This is a genomic window from Hydrogenophaga luteola (genome assembly GCF_042648585.1).
Taxonomy (GTDB): Bacteria; Pseudomonadota; Gammaproteobacteria; order Burkholderiales; family Burkholderiaceae_C; genus Hydrogenophaga; species Hydrogenophaga luteola.
In genome coordinates, this window is the sequence record NZ_JBHRXX010000005.1 from 164,775 (window position 1) to 189,563 (window position 24,789).

Genomic DNA, 24,789 nt, shown 5'->3' on the forward strand with positions numbered 1-24,789 from the left:
ACGGAACAGCCCAACACAACACCGAGGAACGACCACATGAAACGCGCCTTCACCCTCCTGGCATGCTGCGCCGCATGCCTGAGCGCACCCAGCATCGTCCTGGCCGACACCAGCTACAACCTGGGTGTCGTGTCCTTGTACAAGTCCAACGGCCTGGACCAGGACAACCCCAAAGGGAAACAGGTTCGCCCCGCGCTCCAGGGCGGCGTCGACACCAGTTTCGACAACGGCTTCTACCTGGGCAACTGGAACTCCACCGGCCGCTTTGGCGACGCGAAACTGGAGATCGACCTCTACGGCGGCCACCGCGGCGCCATCACCGAGCAGCTGTCCTACGACATCGGGCTGATCAGCTTCATCTACCCCAGCAGCGGCGGGGGCTGGAACGGCAACGAGGCCTATGCCAGCCTGAGCTGGGGGCCGGTGACCGTCAAGTACGCACGCGGTGTCAGCGGCGTGATCGAGAAGTTCGGTCGCCTGAGCCTGGCCTACACGCAACCCCTCGGCGAGGCCTGGAAGCTGCAGGCCGGGCTGGGCATGCGCAACAAGACCGCCGGGGACTTCGGTGACTACAGCCTGGGCGTCACCCGCGACCTGGGCGAAGGCCTGTCCGTAGGCGCCACGTTCTCGGGCGCCACCCGCAAAGAGCAGCTCGGGGGCGCTGGTGACAACCGGTTGGTGCTCAGCCTGGTCAAGGGCTTCTGAGCCCGTTCTCCCACCCACCCTTCAGGACAAGCCATGAACACCGCCTCTACCTCACATTCACCGTCCGGGTCCGCCCCGGGTGCCGATCAGTCCCTGCGATCCGGCCGCCTGGGGGTGATCGGCATCGTCTTCTTCGTGGTCGCCGCCGCCTCGCCGCTGGTGGGCATGACCGGCGCACTGCCCGCCGCCATCCTGCTCGGCAACGGCGCGGCCGCGCCGGGCGCCTACCTGCTGGCGGGCCTGATCCTGCTGCTGTTCAGCGTGGGCTACGCCGCCATGAGCCACCAGGTGACCAACTCCGGCGCGTTCTTCGCGTACATCGGTCGCGGCATGGGCTTGCACCTGGGCGTGGGCTCGGCCTTCGTGTCCCTGCTGGCCTACCTGGCCATCCACCTGTCGATCTTCGGCTTCTTCGGCGGCCTGATGGCCGAGCAGGTCGGGGGGCTGCCCTGGTGGGGATGGTCTCTGGTGGCCTGGGCCGCGGTGACCTGGCTGTCGCTGCGCAGCGTGGACGTGGGCGCGCACGTGCTGGGCCTGCTGATGGGGCTTGAGCTCCTGAGCCTGGTGGTCACTGCGGTGGCGATCTTCGTGCAGGGTGGCCCGGAGGGATGGAATTTTGCGGCGTCCTTCAGCCCCGCCAACATCCTGGCGGGTGGTCTGGCTGGTTCCGCCGGCATCGCGCTGGCCTTCGCCTTCGCCTCTTTTGTGGGCTTCGAAGCCACCGCCATCTACGGCGAAGAATCGATCGACCCCAAGCGCACCGTGCCGTTGGCCACCTACGTCGCCGTGGTGCTGATCACCGTGCTGTTCGCTTTCACCTCGTTCGCTGTGGTCAGTGGCCTCGGTGCAGGCAAGGTGATGGACCGCGTGGTCGAGCTGTCGTCGGTCGACGGCGCGCCCCTGGTCAATCCCGCCAATGTGCTGTTCTCGCTGGCCGGCCAGTATGTGGGTGACTGGCTGTCCGCGCTGATGAAGAGCCTGGTGCTCTCGAGTCTGTTTGCCGCCATGCTGGCGTTCCAGAACTCCGCTGCGCGCTACCTGTTTGCCCTGGGCCGCGGTGGCACCCTGCCCGCGGCCATGGCCAAGGTCAACCAGCGCGGCGCACCGTCGGCCGGCTCGATCATCGTCTCGGTGATCACCGCCGCCGTCATTGCCCTCTTTGCGATGGCGGGTCTGGATCCCATCCTCAACATGTTCTTCTGGTTCTCCGGTCTGGCGGTGGTGTCGATCCTGCTGATCGAGATCCTGGTCTGTCTGGCGGTGATCGCCTGGTTCCGTCGTGTGCCGGGCGACGCGAACATCTTCCAGTCGCTGATTGCGCCGGTGCTGGCCACCATCGGTCTGTCGGTCGGGCTCTACCTGCTGATGGCGCGCTTCGGCCTGCTGACGGGTGCGGTCGCCGAAGGCCTGGACCCGACCACCACCTCCTGGGCCATGAACGGTCTGGGCTGGTTCATGGCGCTGCTGCCGTTCGGTGTTCTGGTGGTGGGCTACTTCTTCGCGATCATCCGCCACAAGGAAAACAAGGAACTGATCCAGGACGTGATCTCCTGAGGATCGCCTGGTCAGGCTGCCTTTTCCGGTGAAGTTCTGGCGCCGCAGGCGCCAGAACTTGTTTCTTCTGGTTGGCTGTTTGATGGAAAACTGAAATGAACGAAACCGAACTGCTGGAGAAACGGCGGGCCCTGCTCGGCCCCAACGTCTCCACCTTCTACAAGCGACCGGTCCACATCGTGAAGGGCGAAGACGTGTGGCTCTGGGACGCGGACGGCCGCCGCTACCTGGACTGCTACAACAACGTGCCCCACGTCGGGCACTGCAACCCGAGGGTGGTGGAGGCGATCTGTTCGCAAAGCGCCCAGCTCAACGTGCACAGCCGCTACCTGCACGAGAACCTGGTGAACTACGTCGAGAAGCTGACGTCCACGTACGGTGGCGAGCTCTCCAACGCCCTGCTCACTTGCACCGGCTCCGAGGCCAACGACATCGCGCTGCGCATAGCCGAAGCCATGACCGGCAAGCGGGGCGTGATCGCCACCGACGCCACTTACCACGGCAACACCAGCCTGGTCAGCCAGCTGTCGACTGGCAACGCACCCAAATACGGATACGGGCTCAACCAGTACGTGCGCCATGTGGAGGCGCCCGACAGCCTGCGCATCGACGACCCCCAGGGGCTGCGGTTTGCCGCCAAGGTGCAGGAGCAGATCGACGAGCATGAGCGCTCGGGCATCGGCTTCGCTGCGCTGATCGTGTGTCCGCTGTTCCTGAACGAAGGCTTCCCCGACCAGGCCCCGGGCTGGTTGCGGCCGACCGAACAGGTGGTCCGCCAGGCTGGCGGCTTCCTGATCTGCGACGAGGTGCAGTCGGGCTTTGCGCGCAGTGGTAGCCATTTCTGGGCGCACCAGAAGCAGGGCGTGATCCCCGACGTGGTGACCATGGGCAAGCCCATGGGCAACGGCTACCCGGTGGCGGGCCTGGTCACACGGCCGGAGGTGATGGAGCGCTTCCGCAACTCCTACCGTTACTTCAACACCTTTGGCGGCAACCCAGTGGCTTGCGCTGCAGCGATGGCGGTGCTGGAGGAGATCGAGCAACGCCAGCTGCAGGCCAATGCCGCGAAGATCGGAGCCCTGGCAGAGAAGGCGCTGAAGAATCTGGCCAGGAAGTACGGCGTCATCGGCGACGTGCGCCAGAGCGGCATGGTGTTCGGCGTCGAGTTCCTCAAGGACAGGCACACGATGGAGCCCGCTTCGGGCTTCGCTGACCAGGTGGTGGAGGCGATGCGCGAGCGCGGCGTGCTGCTGTCCAAGCTGGGGCGACACAAGAACACCCTCAAAATCCGCCCGCCGATGACCTTCTCGGAAGAACACCTGGACCTGCTGGTGCAGACGCTGGACGATGTGCTGGCCCAGCTGGCGCCGCAGTCATGACGGATCTCGCTACAAACGCGGCCACCCGGTGGGGCCTCGGACATGCGCGTCTGCGGTTCGTCGCGGGCCGGGAGAACCAGGTCTACCGGTTGAGCGACGCCTCCGTTGACTACGCCCTGCGCATCAAGCGCCCGGGCTACCGCAGCAGCGTCGAACTCGAATCCGAACTGCAGTGGATGGCGGCGCTGGCCCAGGCCGGTCTGCTGGTGCCCCGGCCCGTGTCCTCGCAGGCAGGCCGGCTGCTCGAAGAGGTGAACGGCCACCAGGTGGATCTGCTCACCTGGCTGCCTGGTCAGACCCTCGGCGCCGCGCTGCAAGAAGACCCGGCGCCCGACATCGACGGTCTTTTCCACGCGCTCGGACGTCAGATGGCACAGCTGCACGACGCCTCGGACGCCTGGGTGCCACCGGCCAGCTTTTCCCGCGTGCGCTGGGACGCCGAGGGCCTGCTGGGCGAGGCGCCGGTCTGGGGGCGCTTCTGGGAGCACCCGGCGCTGTCCGCCGACGACAGGCGCCTGTTCGAACACTTCCGGTCCGCGGCGCGGCGCGATCTGGACCGCATGCAGGACCGTCTCGACTTCGGCCTGATCCACGCCGATCTGGTGCGCGAGAACGTGCTGCTGCACGGCGAGCGCATCGGCCTGCTGGACTTCGACGATGGCGGCTGGGGCTACCGCGCCTTCGACCTGGCCACCACCCTGCTCAAGTTCATCGGGTCGCCCACCTACCCGGCGCTGCGGGACGCACTGCTGCGGGGTTACCAGGCGGTGCGCCACCTGGACCTGGACACGCTCGACCTCTTCCTGGCCCTGCGGGCCACGACCTATGTCGGCTGGGTCGTGCCGCGGCTGGGCGAAGCGGGTGCGCAGGAACGCAGCCAGCGCTACGTGACCGCGGCTCGCGAGGTCTGCCAGCGCTGTATCCCGCGCCTGCCGGCGGCTTGATCCAGGTCAGGGCTTCCCCCAAAACTGGAGCGCAAGCTCTAGAAAGCACGCGGGAAAGCCCGCTGCCCGGCTTTCGACCAGGCCCGGTAGATTCCGGGGTTCACCTGGAGATGCGCATGACCAAGATTTCGCCCGATTACCTCGCCCTGCAACGCCTTTACCACTGGGAAAAGACCGCTCCGACGCGGGTGGCCCTGACACAGCCCATGGGCGCCGGGGCGGTGCAGGACTTCACCTGGGCCCAGGTGGCCGACCAGAGCCGGCGCATGGCCGCTCACCTGAAGGCCCAGGGCTGGGCGCCGGGCAGCAAGGTGGCGATCCTTTCCAAGAATTGCGCCTGGTGGATGATGAGCGACCTGGCGATCTGGATGGCCGGGTATGTCTCGGTGCCGCTGTACCCCACACTGGCGCCCGAAACCATCACCCAGATCCTGACCCACAGCGAGTCCAAGGCCCTGTTCGTCGGCAAGCTCGACGGCTGGGAGCACATGAAGCCCGGCGTGCCCGCCGGCCTGCCCTGCATGAGCTACCCGCTGTCGCCCGACGACGCGAAGCGCGCCTACGAGGGCTGGGACGCCATCGTGGCGCGCACCGGGCCGATGAAGGAGTCCCCCACCCGCGGCGAGGACGAACTGGCGACGCTGATCTACACCTCGGGCACCACCGGCCTGCCAAAGGGCGTGATGCATTCCTTCGGCAACTTCGCCTGGGCGCTGGACCGCGGCCTCGGCCGGATTCCGCTCAGCCAGGAGGACCGCATGCTGTCCTACCTGCCGCTGGCGCACGTGGTCGAGCGCATGCTGGTGGAACACGGCTGGCTGCGCACGTCCATGCACGTGTACTTCGCCGAGTCGCTGGACACCTTCGCCGCCGACCTGCAGCGCGCGCGTCCCACGGTGTTCTTCTCGGTGCCGCGGCTGTGGGTCAAGTTCCAACAGGGCATCCACCACAAGATGCCGCCCGCCAAGCTGAACCGGCTGCTGGGCATCCCGCTCATCGGCGGCCTGGTGCGCAAGAAGATCCGCAAGGCGCTGGGCCTGGACCAGTGCCGCTTCGCCGCGGGCGGCGCGGCGCCCATGCCGCTGGCGCTGCTGGAGTGGTATGGCCAGCTGGGCCTGGCGATCAACGAGGGCTACGGCATGACCGAGAACCTCGCGCTCTCGCACATCACCGAATCGGGCAAGAACCAGCGCGGCACGGTGGGACCGACCTACCCCGACGTGCAACAGCGCATCGACCCCGAGACTGGCGAGATCCAGATGAAGAGCCAGGCGCTGATGCAGGGCTACTACAAGGAGCCCGAGAAGACCGCCGAGGTGTTCACCCCCGACGGCTGGCTCAAGACCGGCGACAAGGGCAGCATCGACGCGCAGGGTCTGCTGCGCATCACCGGCCGGGTGAAAGACCTGTTCAAGACCGGCAAGGGAAAGTACGTGGCGCCAGCCCCCATCGAGGACAAGCTGGTGATGCACCCGGCCATCGAGGCCTGCGTGGTCACCGGCGCCAACCTGGGCCAGCCTCTGGGCATCGCGATGCTCAATGCCGATGCCGTCGCGCAATCGGCCAGCGCCGAGGGGCGGGTCACGCTGGAAAGCTCGCTGGCAGCCCACATCAAGACCATCAACGCCACGCTGGACCCGCACGAGCGGCTGCAGTGCCTGGTGGTGACCACCACCGCCTGGACGGTGGACAACGACGTGATCACGCCCACCTTCAAGGTCAAGCGCAACCGCATCGAAGACCTGTACGCGAAACACTACGAGGCCTGGGAGAACTCCGGCAAGACCGTGCTCTGGCAGGCCTGAGCGGCATGGCGCCGCTGGCGCTCAGTCAGCGGCACCCAGCGCCTGCGCGTGATGGCGCAGGTGGTCGTCGATGAAGCTGCTGATGAAGTAGTAGCCGTGGTCGTAGCCGGCGTGGCGGCGCAGCGTGAGCGGCTGGCCGACCTGGGCACAGGCGGCTTCAAAGGACTCGGGGTACAGCTGTTCGGCCAGGAATTTGTCGGCCAGGCCCTGGTCGATGAGGATGCCGCCGGGGTACGGTGCGCTGGTCTGCGCGGCCATCAGCAGGCTGGCGTCGTGCGCCGCCCAGGTCGCTTCGTCCTGCCCCAGATAGCCCATGAAGGCCTTGTGGCCCCAGGGGCACTTCGTCGGTGCGCAGATCGGCGCGAAGGCGGAGAGGCTGCGGAACACGCCGGGGTGCCGCAGCGCCAGCGTGAGCGCGCCGTGCCCGCCCATGGAGTGACCGGTGATGCCCAGCCGGTCGCCGTCGATGCCGAATTCGGCCACCACGCCGGGGATCAGGTCCTGCAGCAGGTAGCTTTCCATCTGCCAGTGACCAGCCCAAGGATGTTCGGTGGCGTCGAGGTAGAAGCCCGCGCCGACACCGAAGTCCCAGTGGTGGTCCTCGCCATCGATGCCGCTGCTGCGCGGGCTGGTGTCGGGGAACAGCAGGGCCAGGCCCAGCTGGGAGGCCAGGCGTTGGGCGCCGGCCTTCATGGTGGCGGTTTCTTCGGTGCAGGTCAGTCCGGCCAGGTAGGTCAGCAGCGGCACTTTCTGCCCGGCCTGCGCCTGAGGCGGCAGGAACAGCGCGAAGCGCATCGGCAGGCCGATCTGGTTGACCGAGAAGTGTTTGTAGAAGCGCTGCACGCCGCCGAAGCAGCCGTGTTCGCTGAGCAGTTCGAGTCGTTCGAGGGCCATGGTGATCGTGTGGGTGAAAGGGGTCAGCGGCGGACCAGTTCGAGCACCGCGTCGGCAAACGCGCGCGGCGCTTCCTGCGGCAGGTTGTGACCGATGCCGGGCAGCAAGCGGTGCTGGCGCGGGCCGCTGAAGCGGTGAGCGTTGGCTTCGGCGGGCTCCCAGGGGCGCACGCCGTCGGCCGTGCCATCCAAGCTGATGGTGGGCACGGTGATGGGCGGCTGGGCGGCGATGCGGCGTTCGACATCCGCCACGGCCGGGTCGCCCGGCACCAGGCCGAAGCGGTGGCGGTAGGAATGGATGACCACATCGACGAAGTCGGGGTTGTCGAAAGCGGCGGCGCTGCGTTCGAAGGTCGCGTCGTCAAACGCCCAGGTGGGGGACCAGAGTTCCCACAGCCGGCGGCACAGCGCGCGGCGGTCCTGCGTCAGCGCTGCGCGGCCGCGTTCGCTGTGGAACAGGTACTGGTACCAGAGGCGCTGTTCGTTCTCGGGCGTGTCCGGCACCATGGCGCGGGCGATGTTCTGCAGGTTGTAGCTGTTGACCGTGACCAGGCCGGCGCAGCGTTGTGGCCACAGGGCCGCGACAACGCAGGCGGCACGGCCGCCCCAGTCGTAACCCGCGAGCACGGCGCGTTCGATGGAGAGCGCATCGAGCAGGGCCAGCAGGTCGGCGCCCAGCACCGCCTGTTCGCCCGAGCGCGGCGTGGCCGCGTCGAGGAAGCGCGTACCGCCGTAGCCCCGCAGGTAGGGCACCACTACCCGGCAGCCGCCCTGGGCTAGCATCGGCGCCATGTCCACATACGCATGGATGTCGTAGGGGAAGCCGTGCATCAGCAGCACCGGCGGCCCGTCGGCGGGGCCAGCCATGTGGCAGGCCACGTCGAGCACACCGGCGCGCACGCGGGTGTCGGCATTCAGCAGCGGCAGCGCCATGACAACGTCAGAACTCAACGACGGAACGGATGGACTCGCCGCGCTTCATCAGCGCGAAGCCTTCGTTGATGTCTTCGAGCTTGAGCTTGTGGGTGATGAGGCTGTCGATGTCGATCTTGCCGTCCATGTACCAGTCCACGATCTTGGGCACGTCGGTGCGGCCGCGCGCGCCGCCGAAGGCCGAGCCTTCCCACTTGCGGCCGGTGACCAGCTGGAACGGCCGGGTGGAGATTTCCGCACCGGCCTCGGCCACGCCGATGATGATGCTGCGGCCCCAGCCCTTGTGCGTGCACTCCAGCGCCTGGCGCATCACTTTGGTGTTGCCGATGCACTCGAAGCTGTAGTCGGCCCCGCCGTCGGTGAGCTGCACGATGGCGTCGACCACGTTGTCCACGTCCTTGGGATTGATGAAGTGCGTCATGCCGAACTTCCGGGCCATGGCCTCGCGCTCGGGGTTGAGGTCGATGCCGATGATCTTGTCGGCGCCCACCATGCGCGCGCCCTGGATCACGTTCAGGCCGATGCCGCCCAGGCCAAACACCACCACGTTGGCGCCCGCCTCCACCTTGGCGGTGAAGATCACCGCGCCGATGCCGGTGGTGACGCCGCAGCCGATGTAGCAGACCTTGTCAAAGGGTGCGTCCTCGCGGATCTTGGCCAGTGCAATCTCGGGCACCACGGTGTGGTTGGCGAATGTGGACGTGCCCATGTAGTGCAGGATGGGCTTTCCGTCGATGGAGAAGCGGCTGGTGGCGTCGGGCATCAGGCCCTTGCCCTGCGTGCCGCGGATGAGCTGGCAGAGGTTGGTCTTGCGGCTCAGGCAGAACTTGCACTGGCGGCACTCGGGCGTGTAGAGCGGGATGACGTGGTCGCCCTTCTTGAGCGTGGTCACGCCGGGGCCGACGTCCACCACGATGCCCGCGCCCTCATGGCCGAGGATGGCCGGGAACAGGCCCTCGGGGTCGGCGCCCGAGAGCGTGTAGTAGTCGGTGTGGCAGATGCCGGTGGCCTTGATCTCGACCAGCACCTCGCCGAACTTAGGCCCCTGCAGATCGACGGTTTCAATGGTCAGGGGTTCGCCGGCCTTCCAGGCGACGGCTGCGCGCGTTTTCATGGGGTCTCCCGTTGGATGGAAAACCCTGAGGGTAGCGCAGCCGCGCGACAAACGTCGGATCAGTCCGTCTTGGCCCCGCCGTTGAACCACTGCGCGAACAAGGCCCTCTCTTCTTCGGTCAGTCCGGTGGCGTTGTTCATCGGCATGAGCTTCTGCACCACCACCTGCTGGTAGACCATCTGGGCGTTCTTCTTCAGCTCCTCTGCCGAGTCCAGGCGCACGCCCTTGCTCTGCAAGGCCTCGCCGTGGCACATCACGCAGCGCTGCGCCACCACCGGCTGCAGTTGTGCGTACCCCACGGTGGTCGGCGCCGCCGCGGCCGGCGCGGCGGGCGCGGGCCGGAGCCAGACGATCAGGCCGAGCAGCACGACCACGCCCACAGCCGCGTACTTCCAGGGGTGCGGGTTGCGGCCCAGCTTGTAGCCGTGGCGCATGACGAAGAACTGGCGGATGGCGGCGCCCGCGAACATGATAGCGATCAGGATCAGCCAGTTCTGCGGGTGGGCGTAGGTGAAGCTGTAGTGGTTGCTCAGCATCGCGAACAGCACCGGCAGCGTGAAGTAGGTGTTGTGCACGCTGCGCTGCTTGCCGCGGATGCCGTGGATCGGGTCCACCGGGCGGCCGGCCTTCATGTCGGCCACCATGGTGCGCTGGCCGGGGATGATCCAGAAGAACACGTTGGCGCTCATGGCCGTGGCCAGCATCGCCCCCATGAGCAGGAAGGCCGCGCGGCCGGCGAACATCTGCGTGGCCGCGTAGGCCGCGATGCAGACCAGCACCAGCACCAACGCGCCGACCTTGGTGTCGCCGTTCTTCGTCTGCCCCAAGGTGCGGCAGATCGCGTCGTAGGCAAACCAGAACACCACCAGAAAGGCCAGCGCGGCGGCAATCGCCCCGGCGGGCGACCATTCCATGACCCGCGGGTCGATCAGGTAGACGCTGGGACTCCAGAGGTAGGACACCAGGAACAGAGCAAAGCCCGAGAGCCAGGTGGAATAGCTTTCCCAGTAGAACCAGTGCAGGTGCTCGGGCAGTTTGGGCGGTGCGGCCTTGAACTTGACCGGGTGGTAGAAACCGCCGCCGTGCAGCGCCCAGAGTTCGCCGCCGACGCCGTCCTTCTTCAGCTGTTCGTCCTCGGGCGGCGTGAGGCTGCTGTCGAGGAAGACGAAATAGAAGGAGGAGCCGATCCAGGCGATGGCGACGATGACGTGCAACCAGCGCAGCAGCAAATTGGCCCAGTCGAGCAAATAGGTTTCCATGGCACCTCAACACAAGGACGGTGAATCCGTCAGGGTTTGCGACTCACCACCGCGGGCGCTCTGAGTCGACTGAGGGCCGCGTAATTGAGTGCCCCGGGCTGTGTGGCCCAGGCACCCGCTCCGCTGCGACCGGATGGAGAAAGTGTATACACTTTTTGGAGACAGATGATCCGGGGTTTACCCGAGGTGGTGCCCTTCCAGCAAGCACGGGCCGTGCCACCCGTGACGGGGTCACATCATCAGCGCGTTGACCAGATCCAGCTGCCGGTTGGCCCGCACCTGTCCCAGGTCGAGGCTGGCCTCCAGACGCTGCAGGTGGTCCATCATGTTGGCCACCGCCGAGTCCGGGTGGCCGGTCTCGCAGATGCGCAGGAACTGCTCGTGTTCGTCGGTCGAGCAGTGTGCGTCGTTGCTGCTCTGGTAGAGCATGGCAATCAGGGAACTGCGCGCCACCAGCTCGGTGAGGATCTCGGTGAGGATGCGGTGCCCGGCAGCCTCGGCCAGTGCCACGTGGAAATCCCCGAGCAGCTTTTCCCGGACGGCGCCGATCGAGGGCCCCTTGAGCGCGGAACGCTCCATGCGGATGTGCTGGCGCAGCTGCTCGAAATCCGCTGGCCGGGCACGGGCCACGAACAGCCGCACGATCTCCGCCTCGATGAGGCGGCGCGCCGAGAACACCTCGCGCGCCTCCTCCACACTCGGCTGGCACACGTAGGTGCCTTTGTCGGGAATGGTCTCGACCAGCTTGTCCTTGGCCAGCATGAGCAGCGCGGCGCGCACCTTGGTCCGGCTCACCCCGTAAACCCGGCCGAGGGCCTCCTCGCGCAGCCAGGTGCCCGGAGGGATGCGCTTTTCCACGATGGCGGCGGCGACATCCTGCGCGATGCTCTCGACCGTGGGGCCGCGCTCGGTCGTGTCCAGCGCGTCCTCCTGCCCCACCTGTGGTGCGCGGGCGTTCACCGGGCTGCTGCGTTTTCTGGGCATGCCCGGATTCTAGGCTCAGGCCCTCCGGCGGCTGGCGGTCATCGGGGCCGCCACGGTCGGCTCGCCGTCGAGGAAGCGGCGGCACGGCGCCCAGTGGTTCATCAGAAGGTAATACACCACGCCGGCCGGCAACAGGCTCGCGTACCAGCTGATGGACGGGAAGGACAGCGCCACGGCCGCACCGGCCAGCGTGGCCAGCATGCCGGCCCAGTTCACGCCCCGGTACGGACCGTTCTCGTCATAAAGCTTGGCCAGATCGAGGCGGCGGCCGCGCAGCACGTAGTAATCCACCACCAGCACCGCGAAGATCGGACCCAGGAAGGCGGAATAGGTCTGCACGAACATCTGCAGGCCCGAGGCGGATTCGTCCTTCACGAGCACCCACGGGAAGGTGCAGAAGGCCAGCAGACCGACCACCACCGCCGACTTGCGGAACGAGAGGCGGAACAGGTCCATCAGCACATAGGCCGGGGGCACCACGTTGTTGAGCACGTTGGTGGTGACCTGGGCGAAGGCGATGAACAGCAGCGTGGTAACCAACAGGGGGGTGTTGTCGACCGCACTGGAGAACACCTTGATCGGATCGGCCGTGCCAGTGGCCCCCGAGACCATCAGGCCGATCAGGCCCATGAACAGGGTGGCCGGCAGGATGCTCATGGCGTAAATCGTGGTCAGCGGGCCGGGCCGCACGTTCTTGTGCAGTTCGCGCGAGTAGTCGCTGACGTTGAGCATCATCGTGCTGTAGATGCCCAGGAACAGCATCGTCGCGCCCCAGAACGGCATGCCCCAAGTGCCTTCGATGCTGGTGATGCGCTCGTTGATGGCGCCGCCGAACTTGGTGATCACGGCATAGAACATGTAGATCAGCGACGCGATGATGAACACACTGCCCACGTTCTCCAGCCACTTGATGCCCTTGAAGCCGTAGACCGACAGCGCGATCTGCAGCAGCTGGAAGATGACGAACCAGGCCACCAGGTTGTCCCAGCCCAGCAGCGTGGCCGACACCGCGTTCAGCGCGCCGGCACCGATCCAGCTCTGGAAGCCGAACCACACCACCGCCGGCACCGCACGCACCAGGCCGGGCAGGCGGGTGCCCGAGAAGCCGAAGGCGGTGCGCGCCTGCACCATGAAGGGAATGCCGTACTTGTGGCCCGCGGCGCCGTTGATGGCCAGCGCCACACCGATGACGAAACAGCCGATGGCAATGGCCACCACCGCCTGCAGCATGTTCAGCTGGCCGACCAGGCTGGAGCCCATGGCAAAGGTGCCGATGGACACACAGCCACCCAGCCAGGCCAGCAGGTAGGACCAGCGGTCCATGATCCGGGTTTCCTGTGGTGCCAGCGATTCTTCACCGGCCACTTTCTCTTGCGCTTCGCTCATGGTGTTGTCTCCTTGTGGGTGGGAAGCAGGATGCGCCGTTCAGGCGCTGAAGTGACTGAAACGGCCTGCAAAGGCCTTGGGACGGGGGAAATCCAGGTCGCCGTGCTTGCTGGTGTGCAAGCCCAGTTGCACCAGTGATTCGGCCAGCTTGACCGCCGCGGTCACGCCTTCGACCACGGGCAGGCCCACGGCCCGCGAGATCTCTTCGGTAAGGTCGGCCATGCCGCCGCAGCCGAGGACGATGGCGCCGACCCCATCCTCTTCCTTGGCCCGCAGGCTCTCTTCGATGATCTTGCGCAGGGACGCGTCGGGGTCGTGTTCCAGGTCCAGCACCGGAATCTCGGCGGCGCGCACCCGGCGGCACTGGTGCTCGAAACCGTACTGGGCCAGCAGGTGTTCGGCAATCACGCAGGTGCGGCCCAGCGTGGTGACCACGGAAAAGCGGGTGGCGATCAGGGCGGCCATGTGAAAGGCCGCTTCGGCAATGCCGATCACGGGTGCCCGGGTCAGCTCGCGGGCCGACCACAGACCCGGGTCGCCGAAACAGGCGATCACGTAGGCGTCGGTGCCCTCGCGCTCGCCAGCCAGCACCTCCTCGGCGACCCCGATGGCGGCCACTGCCTCGTCGAAATGGCTCTCGATCGACACCGGACCGCTGGCGGGCTGGCTGGCCACGATCAGCGTGCCTGGCCCCGCCACGCGGCGCGCGGCCTGGCCGATGGTGTCCGTCATCGCCTGCGTGGTGTTCGGGTTGATCACGCGCAGCTTCATGGCATCTCCTGGTTGAATTCTGATTTCGAACACATAGTTTGTATACAAAAATCGAACACAACAAGAGGCCGCGCAGCCAAAATGACTGGGGTTTACCCGCAATGGATGGGAAGAACCGGCCGCGCGGCGACCGGTGGCGCAGCGTCAGGCGCTGCGCTGGATCAGCAGCTGGGCAACCACTGAGGCCGCGATCACCGCCGGCTCCTTGCCGCCGATGCCGGGCAGTCCGATCGGGCAGGTGATGCCCCCGAGTTCATCCTCCGTGAAGCCCCGCTCCAGCAGCCGGCGCCGGAAGGTCGCCCATTTGGTCTGGCTGCCGATCAGGCCCAGAAACGGCAGGTCGCCCACGACCCGGCGCCGCTGCAGGCAGGCCGCCACGATGTCCAGGTCTTCCGCATGCGAGAAGCTCATGATCAGCACCAGCGCACCCGGCGGCAGGTCGCGCACCGCGTCCTGCACCGGTTCGGAGTGTTCGGCACACACCGTCGATGGCAGGCGGTCCGGGAACACGCCGTCGCGGCTGTCGATCCAGTGCACCGCGAACGGCAGCGGCGCCAGCGCCCGCACGATGGCCTGCCCGACGTGTCCGCCACCGAACAGGGCGACCGGTGTGAGCACCGGCGCCAGTCGTTGCTGAAGGGCGCCCGCGTCGGTCTGTGCGACCGGCTCGAAGCGCAGCTCCACCACCCCGCCGCAGCACTGCCCCAGGCTGGGACCCAGCGCCACCCGGTGCGTCCAGGGCGCTGATGTGCCAGCGGCCAGCGCGTCCCTGGCCTGCTTCAGCGCGTCCCATTCCAGATGGCCACCACCGATGGTGCCGATCTGCTCGCCGGGCCAGACAGCCATCCAGGTGCCGGCCTCCCGCGGCACCGAGCCCTGGGTGCGCGACACGGACACGAGCACCGCCGGTGCCTGCGCCAGGCGTTCAAACAGGGTTGCAAGATCGGAGTGCTGTGTGGCGTGCATGCCAAAAATCCGTCCAAATACGCCGATGCGGCGACCGCTTGGCAGTATCCATCGGGTTCTTGCTTGGGCAAGTGGGCAAAGAACCATAAACTGCATCTCCCCAGCCCTATGGCGCCCTGCCTGGCGGCGACTTCGCCGATCACGAAGACTCCGAGAGACATCCATGCACGCTCCAACTGCCCGTTTCATTGCCACCCACCGCCTGGCCGCCCTGGCCCTGGTCGCCCTGCTCGCTGCCTGCGCCTCGCCGGTGCCCACGCCACCGCCCGCCGAGCCCGCGCTGGAGACCACCGCACCGCCATCCGAGGCACCGGTGGCCGTTGAGCCCCCGCCCACCTACGTGTCGAATGCAGCCACACCGCGCGACTACCGCCGTGACGGCGCCCGCCACCTCTATGACAAGAACGCCCACCGCATCTTCAAGGGCAAGATGCCGCCACTGCTGCAGGGCGTGGGCACCATGCAGCTGGAGCTGGACCACCGCGGCCACATCGTCACCATGCACTGGATGCGACCGCCCAGCCATCCGGGCGCCAAAGCCGAGATCGAGCGCACCATCCAGGAAGCAGCCCCCTACCCCGCCCCGGTCCTCATGGGCCGTGTCTACTACGTCGACACCTGGCTCTGGGACAAGAGCGGCCAGTTCCAGCTGGACACGCTGACCGAAGGGCAGCGGAACAAGTGATACCCCCCGCGCCGCCTGCGGCGTCACCCCCCAGGGGGCGATGCGAGTGGCCCGGCAAAGCCGGTTCCACCGCATCCTTGAATAGATTCATTGCACTCCGGACATCTCTCCGGCGCAAGTGCCCGTGTCCAGGGGACCCGTGGAACGGGCTTTGCCCGGCCACAGGGGCCGTCCCCCCGCGCAGCAGGGGGGAAGCGCCGTCAGGCGCGCAGGGGCGCGGGGCAGCTCAGCTGCCCCGGTAGGTTGAATAACTCCAGGGGCTCACCAAGAGCGGCACGTGGTAGTGCTGGTCGGTGTGGGCCACGCCGAAGTCCAGCGCCACGCGGTTCAGGAAGTTGGGCTCGGGCAGCGCTACTCCTTTCGCCGCGAAATACCCTTTCACATCGAACACCAGGCGGTAGGTGCCGACCTTCAGGCTGGTGTTGTCGTACAGCGGCCCGTCCGGGTTGCGGCCGTCGTGGTTCAGTGTGAAGCGCTTGACCAGCGCGGCCTGTTCGCCCTCGGTGGTGTAGAGCTCGACAGCCATGCCCGCCGCGGGGCAGCCGTGCATCGTGTCCAGAACGTGGGTGCTCAGGCCCATGGTGAAGTCCTCATGAAGTTCGGTCGACCAAAAGTGTATACACTTTTTGTTTTTCTGGATATGATGAATCCATGGAAACCTCCAGCACCAGCCAGATTGTCGAATCGCTGACCCGGGCCATCGTCGAGCACCGCCTGCACCCGGGCACCAAGCTTGCCGAGCAGAAACTGGCCGACCACTTCGGGGTCTCGCGCACCCTGGTCCGCCAGGCGCTGTTCCAGCTCTCGCAGAACCGCCTGATCCGGCTCGAACCCGCGCGCGGCGCCTTCGTGGCCGCCCCTTCTGTGGAGGAAGCCAAGCAGGTGTTCGCGGTGCGCCGCATGCTGGAGGTCGAAATGACACGGGCGTTCGTGCGACAGGTCAGCCCCGCCAAGCTCAAGGCCCTTCGCGACCACGTGGCCCAGGAGAAGCAGGCGGTGAACAACCAGGACGTGCCCGGCCGCACCGAGCTGCTGGGGGACTTCCATGTGCGCATGGCCGAGCTGATGGGCAACGAGGTGCTGGCCGAGCTGCTGCGCGACCTGATCTCGCGCTGCGCCCTGATCACCCTGATGTACCAGAGCACCGCCGCCGCCGAACACTCCAACGAAGAGCACGCCGACATCGTCAAGGCGCTCACCGCCAGGGACGAAGAACTGGCTGTGCGCCTGATGAACGAACACCTGCTGCACGTGGAAGAAGGCCTGACTTTCGACCGCAAGCTGCCCACCAACGACCTGTCCCTCGCCCTTTCATCCTGAGCACCCGCATGATCTACGACAGCACCGCCCCCTACCCGCGCGACCTCATCGGCTACGGCCGCGACGTGCCGCACGCGCGCTGGCCTGGCGGCGCCCGCATCGCCGTTCAGTTCGTCCTCAACTACGAAGAAGGCGGAGAGAACAGCGTGCTGCACGGCGACAAGGCCAGCGAACAGTTCCTCTCGGAAATGTTCAACCCCGCCGCCTTCGAGGCCCGCCACATCAGCATGGAAGGCATCTACGAGTACGGCTCGCGCGCGGGCGTCTGGCGCATCCTGCGCGAATTCGAAAAACGCCAGCTGCCGCTGACCGTGTTCGGCGTGTCCACCGCGCTGCAGAAGTACCCGGAACTGACCGCGGCCTTCCAGGAACTGGGCTACGACATCGCCTGCCACGGCCTCAAGTGGATCCACTACCAGAACATCGACGAGGCCACCGAGCGCGCCCACATGGCCGAGGCGATGGCGATCATTGAGCAACTGACAGGCGAACGTCCGCTGGGCTGGTACACCGGCCGCGACAGCCCCAACACGCGCCGCCTGGTGGCCGACTTCGGCGGCTTCGAATACGACAGCGACTACTACGGCGAAGACCTGCCGTTCTGGATGAAGGTGCGCAAGACCGACGGCACGGACACGCACCAGCTCATCGTGCCCTACACGCTGGACTGCAACGACATGCGCTTTGCCCTGCCGCAGGGCTACTCGCACGCCGACCCGTTTTTCCAATACATGAAGGACACCTTCGACGCGCTGTATGCCGAAGGCGACCCCGACGGCCTGGACCGCCCGAAGATGATGAGCATCGGTATGCACTGCCGCCTGCTCGGCCGCCCCGGCCGCATCACCGCGCTGCAGCGCTTCCTGGACCACATCCAGTCGCACGACAAGGTCTGGGTGGCGCGTCGCGTGGACATCGCGCGGCACTGGAAGGCCACCCACCCGCTGAACCCTGCCTGAGGTCACCGACATGCCCCTGACCCTGGACCAACTCAACGCAGCGCCCCTGTCCGAAGCGCTGCAGATGCTCGACGGCCTGTACGAGCACTCGCCCTGGATCGCCGAGCGCGCGCTGGCGCAGCGACCTTTTGCATCGCTGGCGCAGCTCAAGCACGCGATGACGCGCGTGCTGGACGAAGCCGGTGTCGAGCCGCAGCTCGCCCTGATTCGCGCCCACCCGGAACTGGCCGGCAAGGCCATGGTGAGCCAGACGCTGACAGCCGAATCCACCAACGAGCAGACCAAGGCGGGCCTGACGAACTGCACGCCCGAGGAGTTTGCACACATCCAGCAGCTCAACGCCGACTACAACGCGCGTTTCGGCTTTCCCTTCATCCTGGCGGTGCGCGGCCCGCGCGGCACGGGCCTCACCAAGGCGCAGATCATCGAAGCCTTCGAGCGCCGCGTGCACGGCCACCCGGACTTCGAGCGCGCCGAATGCCTGCGCAACATCCACCGCATCGCCGAGATCCGGCTGAACGACAAGTTCGGCTTCGAGCCGGTGGACGGACAACTGGTGTGGGACTGGCAGGAAAAGCTGGCGCAGCACAGCGATCCGGGCTACGCCGAGAAAGGCCAGCTCACCGTCACGTATCTCACCGACGCACACCGCGCCTGCGCCCAGCGCATCAGCCACTGGATGAAGGACTGCGGTTTCGACGAAATCGAAATCGACGCCGTGGGCAACGTGGTGGGTCGCTATCACGCCGCCAAACCGGGTGCCAAATACCTGTTGACGGGCAGCCACTACGACACCGTGCGCAACGGTGGCAAGTACGACGGGCGCCTGGGCATCTTCGTGCCCATGGCCTGTGTGCAGAAGTTGCACGCGGCCGGCCAACGCCTGCCCTTCGGCATCGAGGTCGTGGGCTTCGCGGAAGAAGAAGGCCAGCGCTACAAGGCCACCTTCCTCGGCTCCGGCGCGCTCACCGGCCACTTCGACCCGGCCTGGCTGGACCAGAAGGACGCCGATGGCGTCACCATGCGCGAGGCCATGCAGCACGCCGGCCTGTGCATCGACGACATCCCGAAGCTCCAGCGCGACCCGGCGCAGTACCTGGGCTTCATCGAGGTGCATATCGAGCAGGGGCCGGTCCTTAACGAACTGAACCTGCCGCTGGGCATCGTCACCAGCATCAACGGCAGCGTGCGCTACCTGAGCGAGGTCATCGGCATGGCCAGCCACGCCGGCACCACGCCCATGGACCGGCGCCGCGACGCCGCCGCGGCGGTGGCCGAACTGATCCTGTATGCCGAGCAGCGCGCCGCGCAGGACGGCGACTCCGTCGCCACCGTCGGCATGCTGCAGGTGCCCAACGGGTCCATCAACGTGGTACCCGGTGCCTGCAAGTTCAGCCTGGACATGCGCGCCCCCACCAACGCGCAGCGCGACGCGATGGCGCGGGATGTGCTGGCCAAGCTCGACGAGATCTGTGAGCGCCGTGGTCTGCGCCACACGCTGGAGGAAACCATGCGCGCTGCCGCGGCCCCCAGCGCCCCTGAATGGCAGGCGCGCTGGGAAGCGGCCTGCACCGAGCTGGGTGTGCCGCTGCACCGCATGCCCAGCGGCGCGGGGCACGACGCGATGAAGCTGCACGAGGTGATGCCGCAGGCCATGCTGTTCGTGCGTGGCGAGAACAGCGGCATCAGCCACAACCCGCTCGAATCCAGCACCGCCGACGACATGGACCTGGCCGTCAAGGCCTTCGACCACGTGCTGCACCAACTGACCACCGAATCCCACTGAAAGCCGCCATGACCACCGCCCAACAGCAACTCGACGCCTGGATCGACGCCCACTTCGACGAAGAAGTGCGGTTCCTGCAGGAACTCATCCGCGTACCCACCGACACGCCCCCGGGCAACAACGCGCCGCATGCCGAGCGCACCGCCGAGTTATTGGCCGCAATGGGCCTGACCGCCGAGAAGCACGCCGTGCCCGAGGCCGACGTGAAGGCCGCCGGGCTGGAGACCATCACCAACCTGATCGTGCGGCGCCGCTTCGGCGACAGCGGCCCGACCATCGCGCTCAACGCCCACGGCGACGTGGTGCCGCCCGGCGACGGCTGGACCCACGACCCGTACGGAGGCGAGATCGCCGACGGCAAGATCTACGGCCGCGCCGCAGCGGTGAGCAAGTGCGACATCGCCAACTTCACCTTTGCCATCCGCGCGCTGGAGTCGCTGGGCACACCGCTCAAAGGTGGCGTGGAGCTGCACGTGACCTACGACGAGGAATACGGCGGCGAGGTCGGCCCCGCGTGGCTGCTGGACAAATGCCTGACCAAGCCCGACCTGATGATCGCCGCCGGCTTCAGCTACCAGGTGGTGGTGGCGCACAACGGCTGCCTGCAGCTGGAGGTCACGGTGCACGGCGACATGGCGCACGCGGCCATTCCCGACAGCGGGACGGACGCCCTGCAAGGTGCGGTGCACATTCTCAACGCGCTGTACGCGCTGAACGCCGAGTACCTCAAGGTGCGCTCTAGCGTCGAAGGCATCACCCACCCCTACCTCAACGTGGGCCTGATCCAGGGCGGCACCAACACCAACGTGATCCCCGGCAAGGTGGTGCTCAAGCTCGACCGCCGCATGATCCCCGAGGAAGACCCGGCCGAGGTCGAGGCCGCGCTGCGCCGCACCATCGCCGAGGCCGCCGCCCGCTACCAGCCGCCGCGGGGCGGACGCGCCATCAGCGTGGACGTCAAGCGCATCCTGCTGGCGCGTGCACTCAAGCCCCTGCCCGGCAACAAGCCCCTGGTCGAAGCCCTGCAAAAACACGGCAGCGAGCTGTTCGGCGAACCCATCCCCGCCGTGGGCACACCGCTCTACACCGACGTGCGCATCTACGGCGAGCACGGCATTCCGGGCGTGATCTATGGCGCCGGCCCGCGCACGGTGCGCGAGTCGAATGCCAAACGGGCCGACGAGAACCTGGTGCTGGAAGACCTGCGCCGTGCCACCAAGGTGGTCGCGCGCACCTTGCTGGACCTGTTGAAGTCCGCATAAACGCGTACCCCACCCCGTGACACAATGACCGCCCGCCCCGCCGGGCGGTTCGCACTTTGGAGACCTCATGACCCCCGCCGAACAAGCCCTGCGCGACGCCGCGCTCGAATACCACCGCTCGCCCAACAAGGGCAAGATCGCCGTCGTCCCGACCAAGCCGCTGTCCAACCAGCGCGACCTGTCGCTGGCCTACTCGCCGGGCGTGGCGTTTCCCTGTCTGGCCATTCAGGAGAACCCGGCCCTGGCAGCCGAATACACCAGCCGCGGCAACCTGGTGGGCGTGATCACCAACGGCACGGCCGTGCTGGGACTGGGCGACATCGGCCCGCTGGCCGGCAAGCCTGTGATGGAAGGCAAGGGCTGCCTGTTCAAGAAGTTCGCCGGCATCGACGTGTTCGACATCGAGCTGGCCGAGCGCGACCCGGACAAGCTGGTGGACATCATCGCGGCGCTGGAGCCCACGCTGGGCGGTGTGAACCTGGAAGACATCAAGGCGCCCGAGTGCTTCTACATCGAGCGCAAGCTGCGCGACCGCATGAAGATCCCGGTCTTCCACGACGACCAGCACGGCACGGCCATCATTTCCAGCGCGGCGCTGATCAACGGCCTGGAGCTGGTGAAGAAGCAGATTGGCGAGGTCAAGATCGCCGTCAGCGGTGCGGGTGCGGCGGCCATCGCCTGCCTGGACCTGATGGTCAATCTGGGCGTGAACATCGAGAACATCCTCGTCTGCGACTCCAAGGGCGTGATCCAGACCGAGCGCGAGGACGCCAAGGCCGGCAAGCTCGACGAGTCGAAGCAGCGCTACTGCCGCACCTCGTCGGCGCGCACCCTGGCCGACGCCATGAACGGCGCCGACGTGTTCCTGGGTTGCTCGGCCGCCGGTGTGGTCGACGCCGACATGGTCAAGAGCATGGCGCGCCAGCCCATCATCCTGGCGCTGGCCAACCCCGAGCCCGAGATCCGGCCCGAGGTGGCCAAGGCCGCACGGCCGGACTGCATCATCGCCACCGGCCGTTCGGACTACCCGAACCAGGTCAACAACGTGCTGTGCTTCCCGTACATCTTCCGCGGCGCGCTCGATTGCGGCGCGACCAAGATCACGGAAGAGATGAAGATGGCCTGCGTGCACCAGATCGCCGACCTGACCAAGGCAGAGACCAGCGACGAGGTCGCTGCCGCCTACGCCGGACAGGAACTGGTGTTCGGCCCCGACTACCTCATCCCCAAGGCCTTCGACACGCGCCTGATCCTCAAGATCGCGCCGGCCGTGGCCCAGGCCGCTGCCGACTCCGGCGTCGCGACCCGCCCGATCACCGACATGGACGCCTACCGCCAGTCGCTCTCGCGCTTCGTGACGCAGACCGGCATCCTGATGCGCCCGATCTTCAACGCCGCCAAGGCCCTGCCCGCGGACAAGAAGCGCGTGGCCTACGCCGACGGCGAGGACGAGCGCGCGCTGCGCGCCGCTCAGATGGCGATCGACGACGGACTGGCCACGCCGACCCTGATCGGCCGTCCGGCCGTGATCGAGGCGCGCATCCAGAAGGCGGGCCTGCGCATCCGCCTGGGCGTGGACGTGGAGAACGTCAACCCCGAAGGCGACCCGCGCTTCCGCCAGTACTGGGAGCACTACCACGGCCTGATGAAGCGCAACGGCGCGACGCCCGAGGTGGCCAAGGCTGCGGTGCGCCGCTCCAACACCATCATCGGTTCGCTGATGCTCTCGCTGGGAGACGCCGATGCGCTGATCTGCGGCCTGGTCGGCACCTATGCCACGCACCTGGAGCGCATCGACGCCATCCTGGGCAAGGCGCCGGGCGTGAACAACTACGCTGCGGTCAACGCGCTGATGACCGCCAGCGGCCCGCTGTTCATCGCCGACACCTATGTGAACGAAGATCCCACGGCCGAGCAGCTGGCCGAGATCGCCTGGATGGCGGCGCAGCAGGTGCAGCGCTTCGGTCTGCCGCCGAAGGTGGCCTTCCTCTCGCACTCCAGCTTTGGCTCCAGCAAGCGCGCGTCGGCCAAGAAGATGCGCGCGGCGCGCGACCTCTTTGTGGCCCAGCACCCGGGCATCGAATGCGACGGCGAGCTGCACGGCGACGCCGCGCTGCAGCCCGAGATCCGCCAGGCCTACCTGGGTGACTCCACCCTCAGCGGCTCGGCCAACCTACTGGTCTGCCCCAACGTGGATGCCGCCAACATCCTCTACAACGTGCTCAAGACCACCGCCAGCGGCGGCGTGACCGTGGGCCCAGTGCTGACCGGCGTGGCCCGCCCCGCCTACATCCTGACGCCCGCAGCCACCGTGCGCCGCGTGCTCAACATGACGGCGCTGGCCGCGGCGGCCAGCCCGCGCGGCTGAGCGGGTCCCCCGCTCCACCCAAAGGGACGCCACAGCGTCCCTTTTTTTGTGCCCGTGCCCCCGGACACCGCCCGTCGGCCAGCGCCGCTCACGAGGGTTTCCCCGATGTCTTCGCCAGATGTGGGTACACATAATTTGTATACAGTTTTGCATGCAAAAGGAGACGCCATGTCCACAACGGTTCATCCCGTAGACGAACAACTGCCCGGAAGCAAGCTGACCGCGCTGGGCCTTCAACACGTGCTGGTGATGTACGCGGGCGCCGTGGCGGTCCCGCTGATCGTGGGACGGGCGCTCAAGCTCAGTCCGCAGGAGGTGGCCATGCTGATCTCGGCCGACCTGTTCTGCTGCGGCATCGCCACGCTGATCCAGGCACTGGGTGTCACGCAGTGGTTCGGCATCAAGTTGCCCGTGATGATGGGCGTGACCTTCGCCGCCGTCGGCCCCATGGTGGCCATCGCCAACACCACGCCGGGCACCGACGGGGCGCGCATGCTGTTCGGCGCCATCATCGGTGCGGGGGTGATCTCCATCGTGATCGCGCCCATGGTCAGCCGCCTGCTGCGCTTCTTTCCGCCGGTGGTCACCGGCACCATCATCGCGGTCATCGGCATCAACCTGATGCGCGTGGGCATCAACTGGATCTTCGGCAACCCGGTAGGCCCCACCGCACCGTCGGTGGTGCCGCCGGAGCACAGCGAGTGGCTGAGCACGCTGCGCAGCGCCGCGGCCGCAGGCACCCCCGGCTACCCGCCTGTGCCGCAGGGCCTGACCCTGGCCCCCACCGAACCCAACCCGCGCTACGCTGCCCTGCCAGGCATCGCGGTGTCGGCCGTGGTGCTGGCCACCATCCTGCTGGTGGCCCGGTTTGCCAAGGGCTTCCTCGCCAACATCTCGGTGCTGATCGGCATCGTGGTCGGCGGTGTCATGGCGACGATGATGGGCATGATGCATTTCGACAAGGTCGGCCAGGCCAAGTGGGTGGACGTGGTGCTTCCCTTCCACTTCGGCATCCCCATCTTCGACCCGGTCATGGTGCTGACCATGACGCTGGTGATGATCGTGGTGATGATCGAATCCACCGGCATGTTCCTGGCACTGGGCGAGATGACGGACCGCAAGATCGACCAGCCGGCGCTGGCCCGCGGCCTGCGCACCGACGGCCTGGGCACCCTCATCGGCGGCATCTTCAACACCTTCCCCTACACCAGCTTCTCGCAGAACGTGGGTCTGGTCGCGGTCACCGGCGTCAAGAGCCGCTTTGTCTGTGTGGCCGCCGGCGTCATCCTGCTGGTGCTGGGCCTGCTGCCCAAGATGGCGGCGCTGGTGGAGTCGCTGCCCACTGTGGTGCTGGGCGGTGCGGGTCTGGTGATGTTCGGCATGGTGGCGGCCACCGGCATCCGCATCCTGGGCAGCGTGGACTTCAAGACCCAGCGCAACAATGCCCTGATCGTGGCGATCTCCATCGGCGTCGGCATGATCCCGCTGATCGCCCCCAAGTACTCGCAGTGGATGCCGCACGCCATCCACCCGCTGATCGAATCGGGCATCCTGCTGGCCTCGATCAGCGCCGTGCTGCTGAACCTGTTCTTCAACGGCGGCAAGGCCGACGAAGCCGCCGCCATCCACGCAGCGAAACAGGCGGAAGCCCACTGACTTCCTGCTTTTGAACCAAAGGGGCCGCAAGGCCCCTTTTTCGTGCACGCCGCACCAACA

General features: G+C 67.0%; 21 protein-coding genes. 12 read left to right on the top strand and 9 right to left on the bottom strand.

Annotation, left to right across the window (positions count from 1 at the left end; translation table 11 throughout):
* Positions 1–36: 36 nt before the first annotated feature.
* The 5 genes from ACFOPI_RS10840 (at position 37) to ACFOPI_RS10860 (ending at position 6,387) form a co-directional block, all read left to right on the top strand.
* On the top strand, positions 37–705 hold the full coding sequence (locus tag ACFOPI_RS10840) for a TorF family putative porin (protein WP_382173729.1): 669 nt from the start codon (positions 37–39) through the stop codon (positions 703–705).
* 33 nt (positions 706–738) lie between these two features.
* On the top strand, positions 739–2,259 hold the full coding sequence (locus tag ACFOPI_RS10845; protein WP_382173730.1) for an APC family permease: 1,521 nt from the start codon (positions 739–741) through the stop codon (positions 2,257–2,259).
* A 95-nt stretch (positions 2,260–2,354) separates the two neighbouring features.
* The gene (locus ACFOPI_RS10850) at positions 2,355–3,638 is read left to right on the top strand and encodes an aspartate aminotransferase family protein (RefSeq protein WP_382173732.1); all 1,284 of its coding nucleotides are present in this window, start codon (positions 2,355–2,357) and stop codon (positions 3,636–3,638) included.
* Positions 3,635–4,582, top strand: coding sequence for a phosphotransferase (locus tag ACFOPI_RS10855; protein WP_382173734.1), 948 nt, complete (start codon positions 3,635–3,637; stop codon positions 4,580–4,582). The genes ACFOPI_RS10850 and ACFOPI_RS10855 overlap by 4 nt, the downstream gene beginning before the upstream one ends.
* A gap of 116 nt (positions 4,583–4,698) precedes the next feature.
* Positions 4,699–6,387 (top strand): AMP-binding protein, encoded by a 1,689-nt coding sequence (locus tag ACFOPI_RS10860; RefSeq protein WP_382173736.1) that lies wholly within the window; start codon positions 4,699–4,701, stop codon positions 6,385–6,387.
* A gap of 21 nt (positions 6,388–6,408) precedes the next feature.
* Here ACFOPI_RS10860 and fghA read toward each other — a convergent pair whose 3' ends face one another.
* The 8 genes from fghA to xdhC all read right to left on the bottom strand — a co-directional run bounded on the left by fghA (position 6,409) and on the right by xdhC (position 14,693).
* Positions 6,409–7,281: an S-formylglutathione hydrolase gene (gene fghA, locus ACFOPI_RS10865; RefSeq protein ID WP_382173738.1), complete on the bottom strand. Its 873-nt coding sequence runs from the start codon at positions 7,279–7,281 to the stop codon at positions 6,409–6,411.
* Between the two features lie 23 nt (positions 7,282–7,304).
* Entirely contained in the window at positions 7,305–8,213 is a 909-nt protein-coding gene (locus ACFOPI_RS10870) for an alpha/beta fold hydrolase (protein WP_382173740.1), read from the bottom strand.
* A gap of 7 nt (positions 8,214–8,220) precedes the next feature.
* On the bottom strand, positions 8,221–9,327 hold the full coding sequence (locus ACFOPI_RS10875) for an S-(hydroxymethyl)glutathione dehydrogenase/class III alcohol dehydrogenase (RefSeq protein ID WP_382173742.1): 1,107 nt from the start codon (positions 9,325–9,327) through the stop codon (positions 8,221–8,223).
* 59 nt (positions 9,328–9,386) lie between these two features.
* Positions 9,387–10,586 (bottom strand): urate hydroxylase PuuD, encoded by a 1,200-nt coding sequence (locus ACFOPI_RS10880; protein WP_382173744.1) that lies wholly within the window; start codon positions 10,584–10,586, stop codon positions 9,387–9,389.
* A 231-nt stretch (positions 10,587–10,817) separates the two neighbouring features.
* Positions 10,818–11,570 (bottom strand): GntR family transcriptional regulator, encoded by a 753-nt coding sequence (locus ACFOPI_RS10885; RefSeq protein WP_382173746.1) that lies wholly within the window; start codon positions 11,568–11,570, stop codon positions 10,818–10,820.
* A gap of 15 nt (positions 11,571–11,585) precedes the next feature.
* The gene (locus tag ACFOPI_RS10890) at positions 11,586–12,956 is read right to left on the bottom strand and encodes an NCS1 family transporter (RefSeq protein ID WP_382173748.1); all 1,371 of its coding nucleotides are present in this window, start codon (positions 12,954–12,956) and stop codon (positions 11,586–11,588) included.
* A 39-nt stretch (positions 12,957–12,995) separates the two neighbouring features.
* The gene (locus ACFOPI_RS10895; RefSeq protein ID WP_382173750.1) at positions 12,996–13,727 is read right to left on the bottom strand and encodes an aspartate/glutamate racemase family protein; all 732 of its coding nucleotides are present in this window, start codon (positions 13,725–13,727) and stop codon (positions 12,996–12,998) included.
* 144 nt (positions 13,728–13,871) lie between these two features.
* Positions 13,872–14,693 (bottom strand): xanthine dehydrogenase accessory protein XdhC, encoded by an 822-nt coding sequence (xdhC, locus tag ACFOPI_RS10900; protein WP_382173751.1) that lies wholly within the window; start codon positions 14,691–14,693, stop codon positions 13,872–13,874.
* A gap of 163 nt (positions 14,694–14,856) precedes the next feature.
* Between xdhC and ACFOPI_RS10905 the strand changes: the two genes are divergently transcribed.
* Positions 14,857–15,378, top strand: coding sequence for a hypothetical protein (locus ACFOPI_RS10905; RefSeq protein WP_382173753.1), 522 nt, complete (start codon positions 14,857–14,859; stop codon positions 15,376–15,378).
* A 226-nt stretch (positions 15,379–15,604) separates the two neighbouring features.
* Here ACFOPI_RS10905 and uraH read toward each other — a convergent pair whose 3' ends face one another.
* Entirely contained in the window at positions 15,605–15,958 is a 354-nt protein-coding gene (gene uraH, locus ACFOPI_RS10910) for a hydroxyisourate hydrolase (RefSeq protein ID WP_382173755.1), read from the bottom strand.
* 71 nt (positions 15,959–16,029) lie between these two features.
* Here uraH and ACFOPI_RS10915 point away from each other — a divergent pair, with 71 nt between their 5' ends.
* From ACFOPI_RS10915 to ACFOPI_RS10940, 6 genes are all read left to right on the top strand, one after another.
* Positions 16,030–16,698, top strand: a complete 669-nt coding sequence (locus tag ACFOPI_RS10915) for a GntR family transcriptional regulator (protein WP_382173757.1) — start codon at positions 16,030–16,032, stop codon at positions 16,696–16,698.
* An 8-nt stretch (positions 16,699–16,706) separates the two neighbouring features.
* On the top strand, positions 16,707–17,657 hold the full coding sequence (puuE, locus tag ACFOPI_RS10920) for an allantoinase PuuE (protein ID WP_382173759.1): 951 nt from the start codon (positions 16,707–16,709) through the stop codon (positions 17,655–17,657).
* Positions 17,658–17,667: 10 nt separating this feature from the next.
* A complete protein-coding gene (gene uraD / locus ACFOPI_RS10925) occupies positions 17,668–19,443 on the top strand; it encodes a 2-oxo-4-hydroxy-4-carboxy-5-ureidoimidazoline decarboxylase (protein WP_382173761.1) in 1,776 nt (591 codons plus the stop codon).
* 8 nt (positions 19,444–19,451) lie between these two features.
* Complete coding sequence (locus ACFOPI_RS10930) at positions 19,452–20,705, top strand: M20 family metallopeptidase (RefSeq protein ID WP_382173763.1); 1,254 nt, start codon at positions 19,452–19,454, stop codon at positions 20,703–20,705.
* A 67-nt stretch (positions 20,706–20,772) separates the two neighbouring features.
* Positions 20,773–23,073: an NADP-dependent malic enzyme gene (locus tag ACFOPI_RS10935; protein WP_382173765.1), complete on the top strand. Its 2,301-nt coding sequence runs from the start codon at positions 20,773–20,775 to the stop codon at positions 23,071–23,073.
* Positions 23,074–23,241: 168 nt separating this feature from the next.
* A complete protein-coding gene (locus tag ACFOPI_RS10940) occupies positions 23,242–24,729 on the top strand; it encodes a nucleobase:cation symporter-2 family protein (protein WP_382173766.1) in 1,488 nt (495 codons plus the stop codon).
* Positions 24,730–24,789: the final 60 nt, after the last annotated feature.

Excerpts from the sequence above, each read along its gene's own strand:
- ACFOPI_RS10915 (WP_382173757.1), top strand. The coding sequence starts at position 16,030 with ATGGAAACCTCCAGCACCAGCCAGATTGTCGAATCGCTGACCCGGGCC.
- uraH (WP_382173755.1), bottom strand. The coding sequence starts at position 15,958 with ATGGGCCTGAGCACCCACGTTCTGGACACGATGCACGGCTGCCCCGCG.
- uraD (WP_382173761.1), top strand. The coding sequence starts at position 17,668 with ATGCCCCTGACCCTGGACCAACTCAACGCAGCGCCCCTGTCCGAAGCG.
- ACFOPI_RS10845 (WP_382173730.1), top strand. The coding sequence starts at position 739 with ATGAACACCGCCTCTACCTCACATTCACCGTCCGGGTCCGCCCCGGGT.
- ACFOPI_RS10935 (WP_382173765.1), top strand. The coding sequence starts at position 20,773 with ATGACCCCCGCCGAACAAGCCCTGCGCGACGCCGCGCTCGAATACCAC.
- ACFOPI_RS10895 (WP_382173750.1), bottom strand. The coding sequence starts at position 13,727 with ATGAAGCTGCGCGTGATCAACCCGAACACCACGCAGGCGATGACGGAC.
- ACFOPI_RS10860 (WP_382173736.1), top strand. The coding sequence starts at position 4,699 with ATGACCAAGATTTCGCCCGATTACCTCGCCCTGCAACGCCTTTACCAC.
- puuE (WP_382173759.1), top strand. The coding sequence starts at position 16,707 with ATGATCTACGACAGCACCGCCCCCTACCCGCGCGACCTCATCGGCTAC.
- fghA (WP_382173738.1), bottom strand. The coding sequence starts at position 7,281 with ATGGCCCTCGAACGACTCGAACTGCTCAGCGAACACGGCTGCTTCGGC.
- xdhC (WP_382173751.1), bottom strand. The coding sequence starts at position 14,693 with ATGCACGCCACACAGCACTCCGATCTTGCAACCCTGTTTGAACGCCTG.
- ACFOPI_RS10850 (WP_382173732.1), top strand. The coding sequence starts at position 2,355 with ATGAACGAAACCGAACTGCTGGAGAAACGGCGGGCCCTGCTCGGCCCC.
- ACFOPI_RS10855 (WP_382173734.1), top strand. The coding sequence starts at position 3,635 with ATGACGGATCTCGCTACAAACGCGGCCACCCGGTGGGGCCTCGGACAT.
- ACFOPI_RS10930 (WP_382173763.1), top strand. The coding sequence starts at position 19,452 with ATGACCACCGCCCAACAGCAACTCGACGCCTGGATCGACGCCCACTTC.
- ACFOPI_RS10905 (WP_382173753.1), top strand. The coding sequence starts at position 14,857 with ATGCACGCTCCAACTGCCCGTTTCATTGCCACCCACCGCCTGGCCGCC.
- ACFOPI_RS10880 (WP_382173744.1), bottom strand. The coding sequence starts at position 10,586 with ATGGAAACCTATTTGCTCGACTGGGCCAATTTGCTGCTGCGCTGGTTG.
- ACFOPI_RS10840 (WP_382173729.1), top strand. The coding sequence starts at position 37 with ATGAAACGCGCCTTCACCCTCCTGGCATGCTGCGCCGCATGCCTGAGC.
- ACFOPI_RS10940 (WP_382173766.1), top strand. The coding sequence starts at position 23,242 with ATGTCCACAACGGTTCATCCCGTAGACGAACAACTGCCCGGAAGCAAG.
- ACFOPI_RS10885 (WP_382173746.1), bottom strand. The coding sequence starts at position 11,570 with ATGCCCAGAAAACGCAGCAGCCCGGTGAACGCCCGCGCACCACAGGTG.
- ACFOPI_RS10890 (WP_382173748.1), bottom strand. The coding sequence starts at position 12,956 with ATGAGCGAAGCGCAAGAGAAAGTGGCCGGTGAAGAATCGCTGGCACCA.
- ACFOPI_RS10870 (WP_382173740.1), bottom strand. The coding sequence starts at position 8,213 with ATGGCGCTGCCGCTGCTGAATGCCGACACCCGCGTGCGCGCCGGTGTG.
- ACFOPI_RS10875 (WP_382173742.1), bottom strand. The coding sequence starts at position 9,327 with ATGAAAACGCGCGCAGCCGTCGCCTGGAAGGCCGGCGAACCCCTGACC.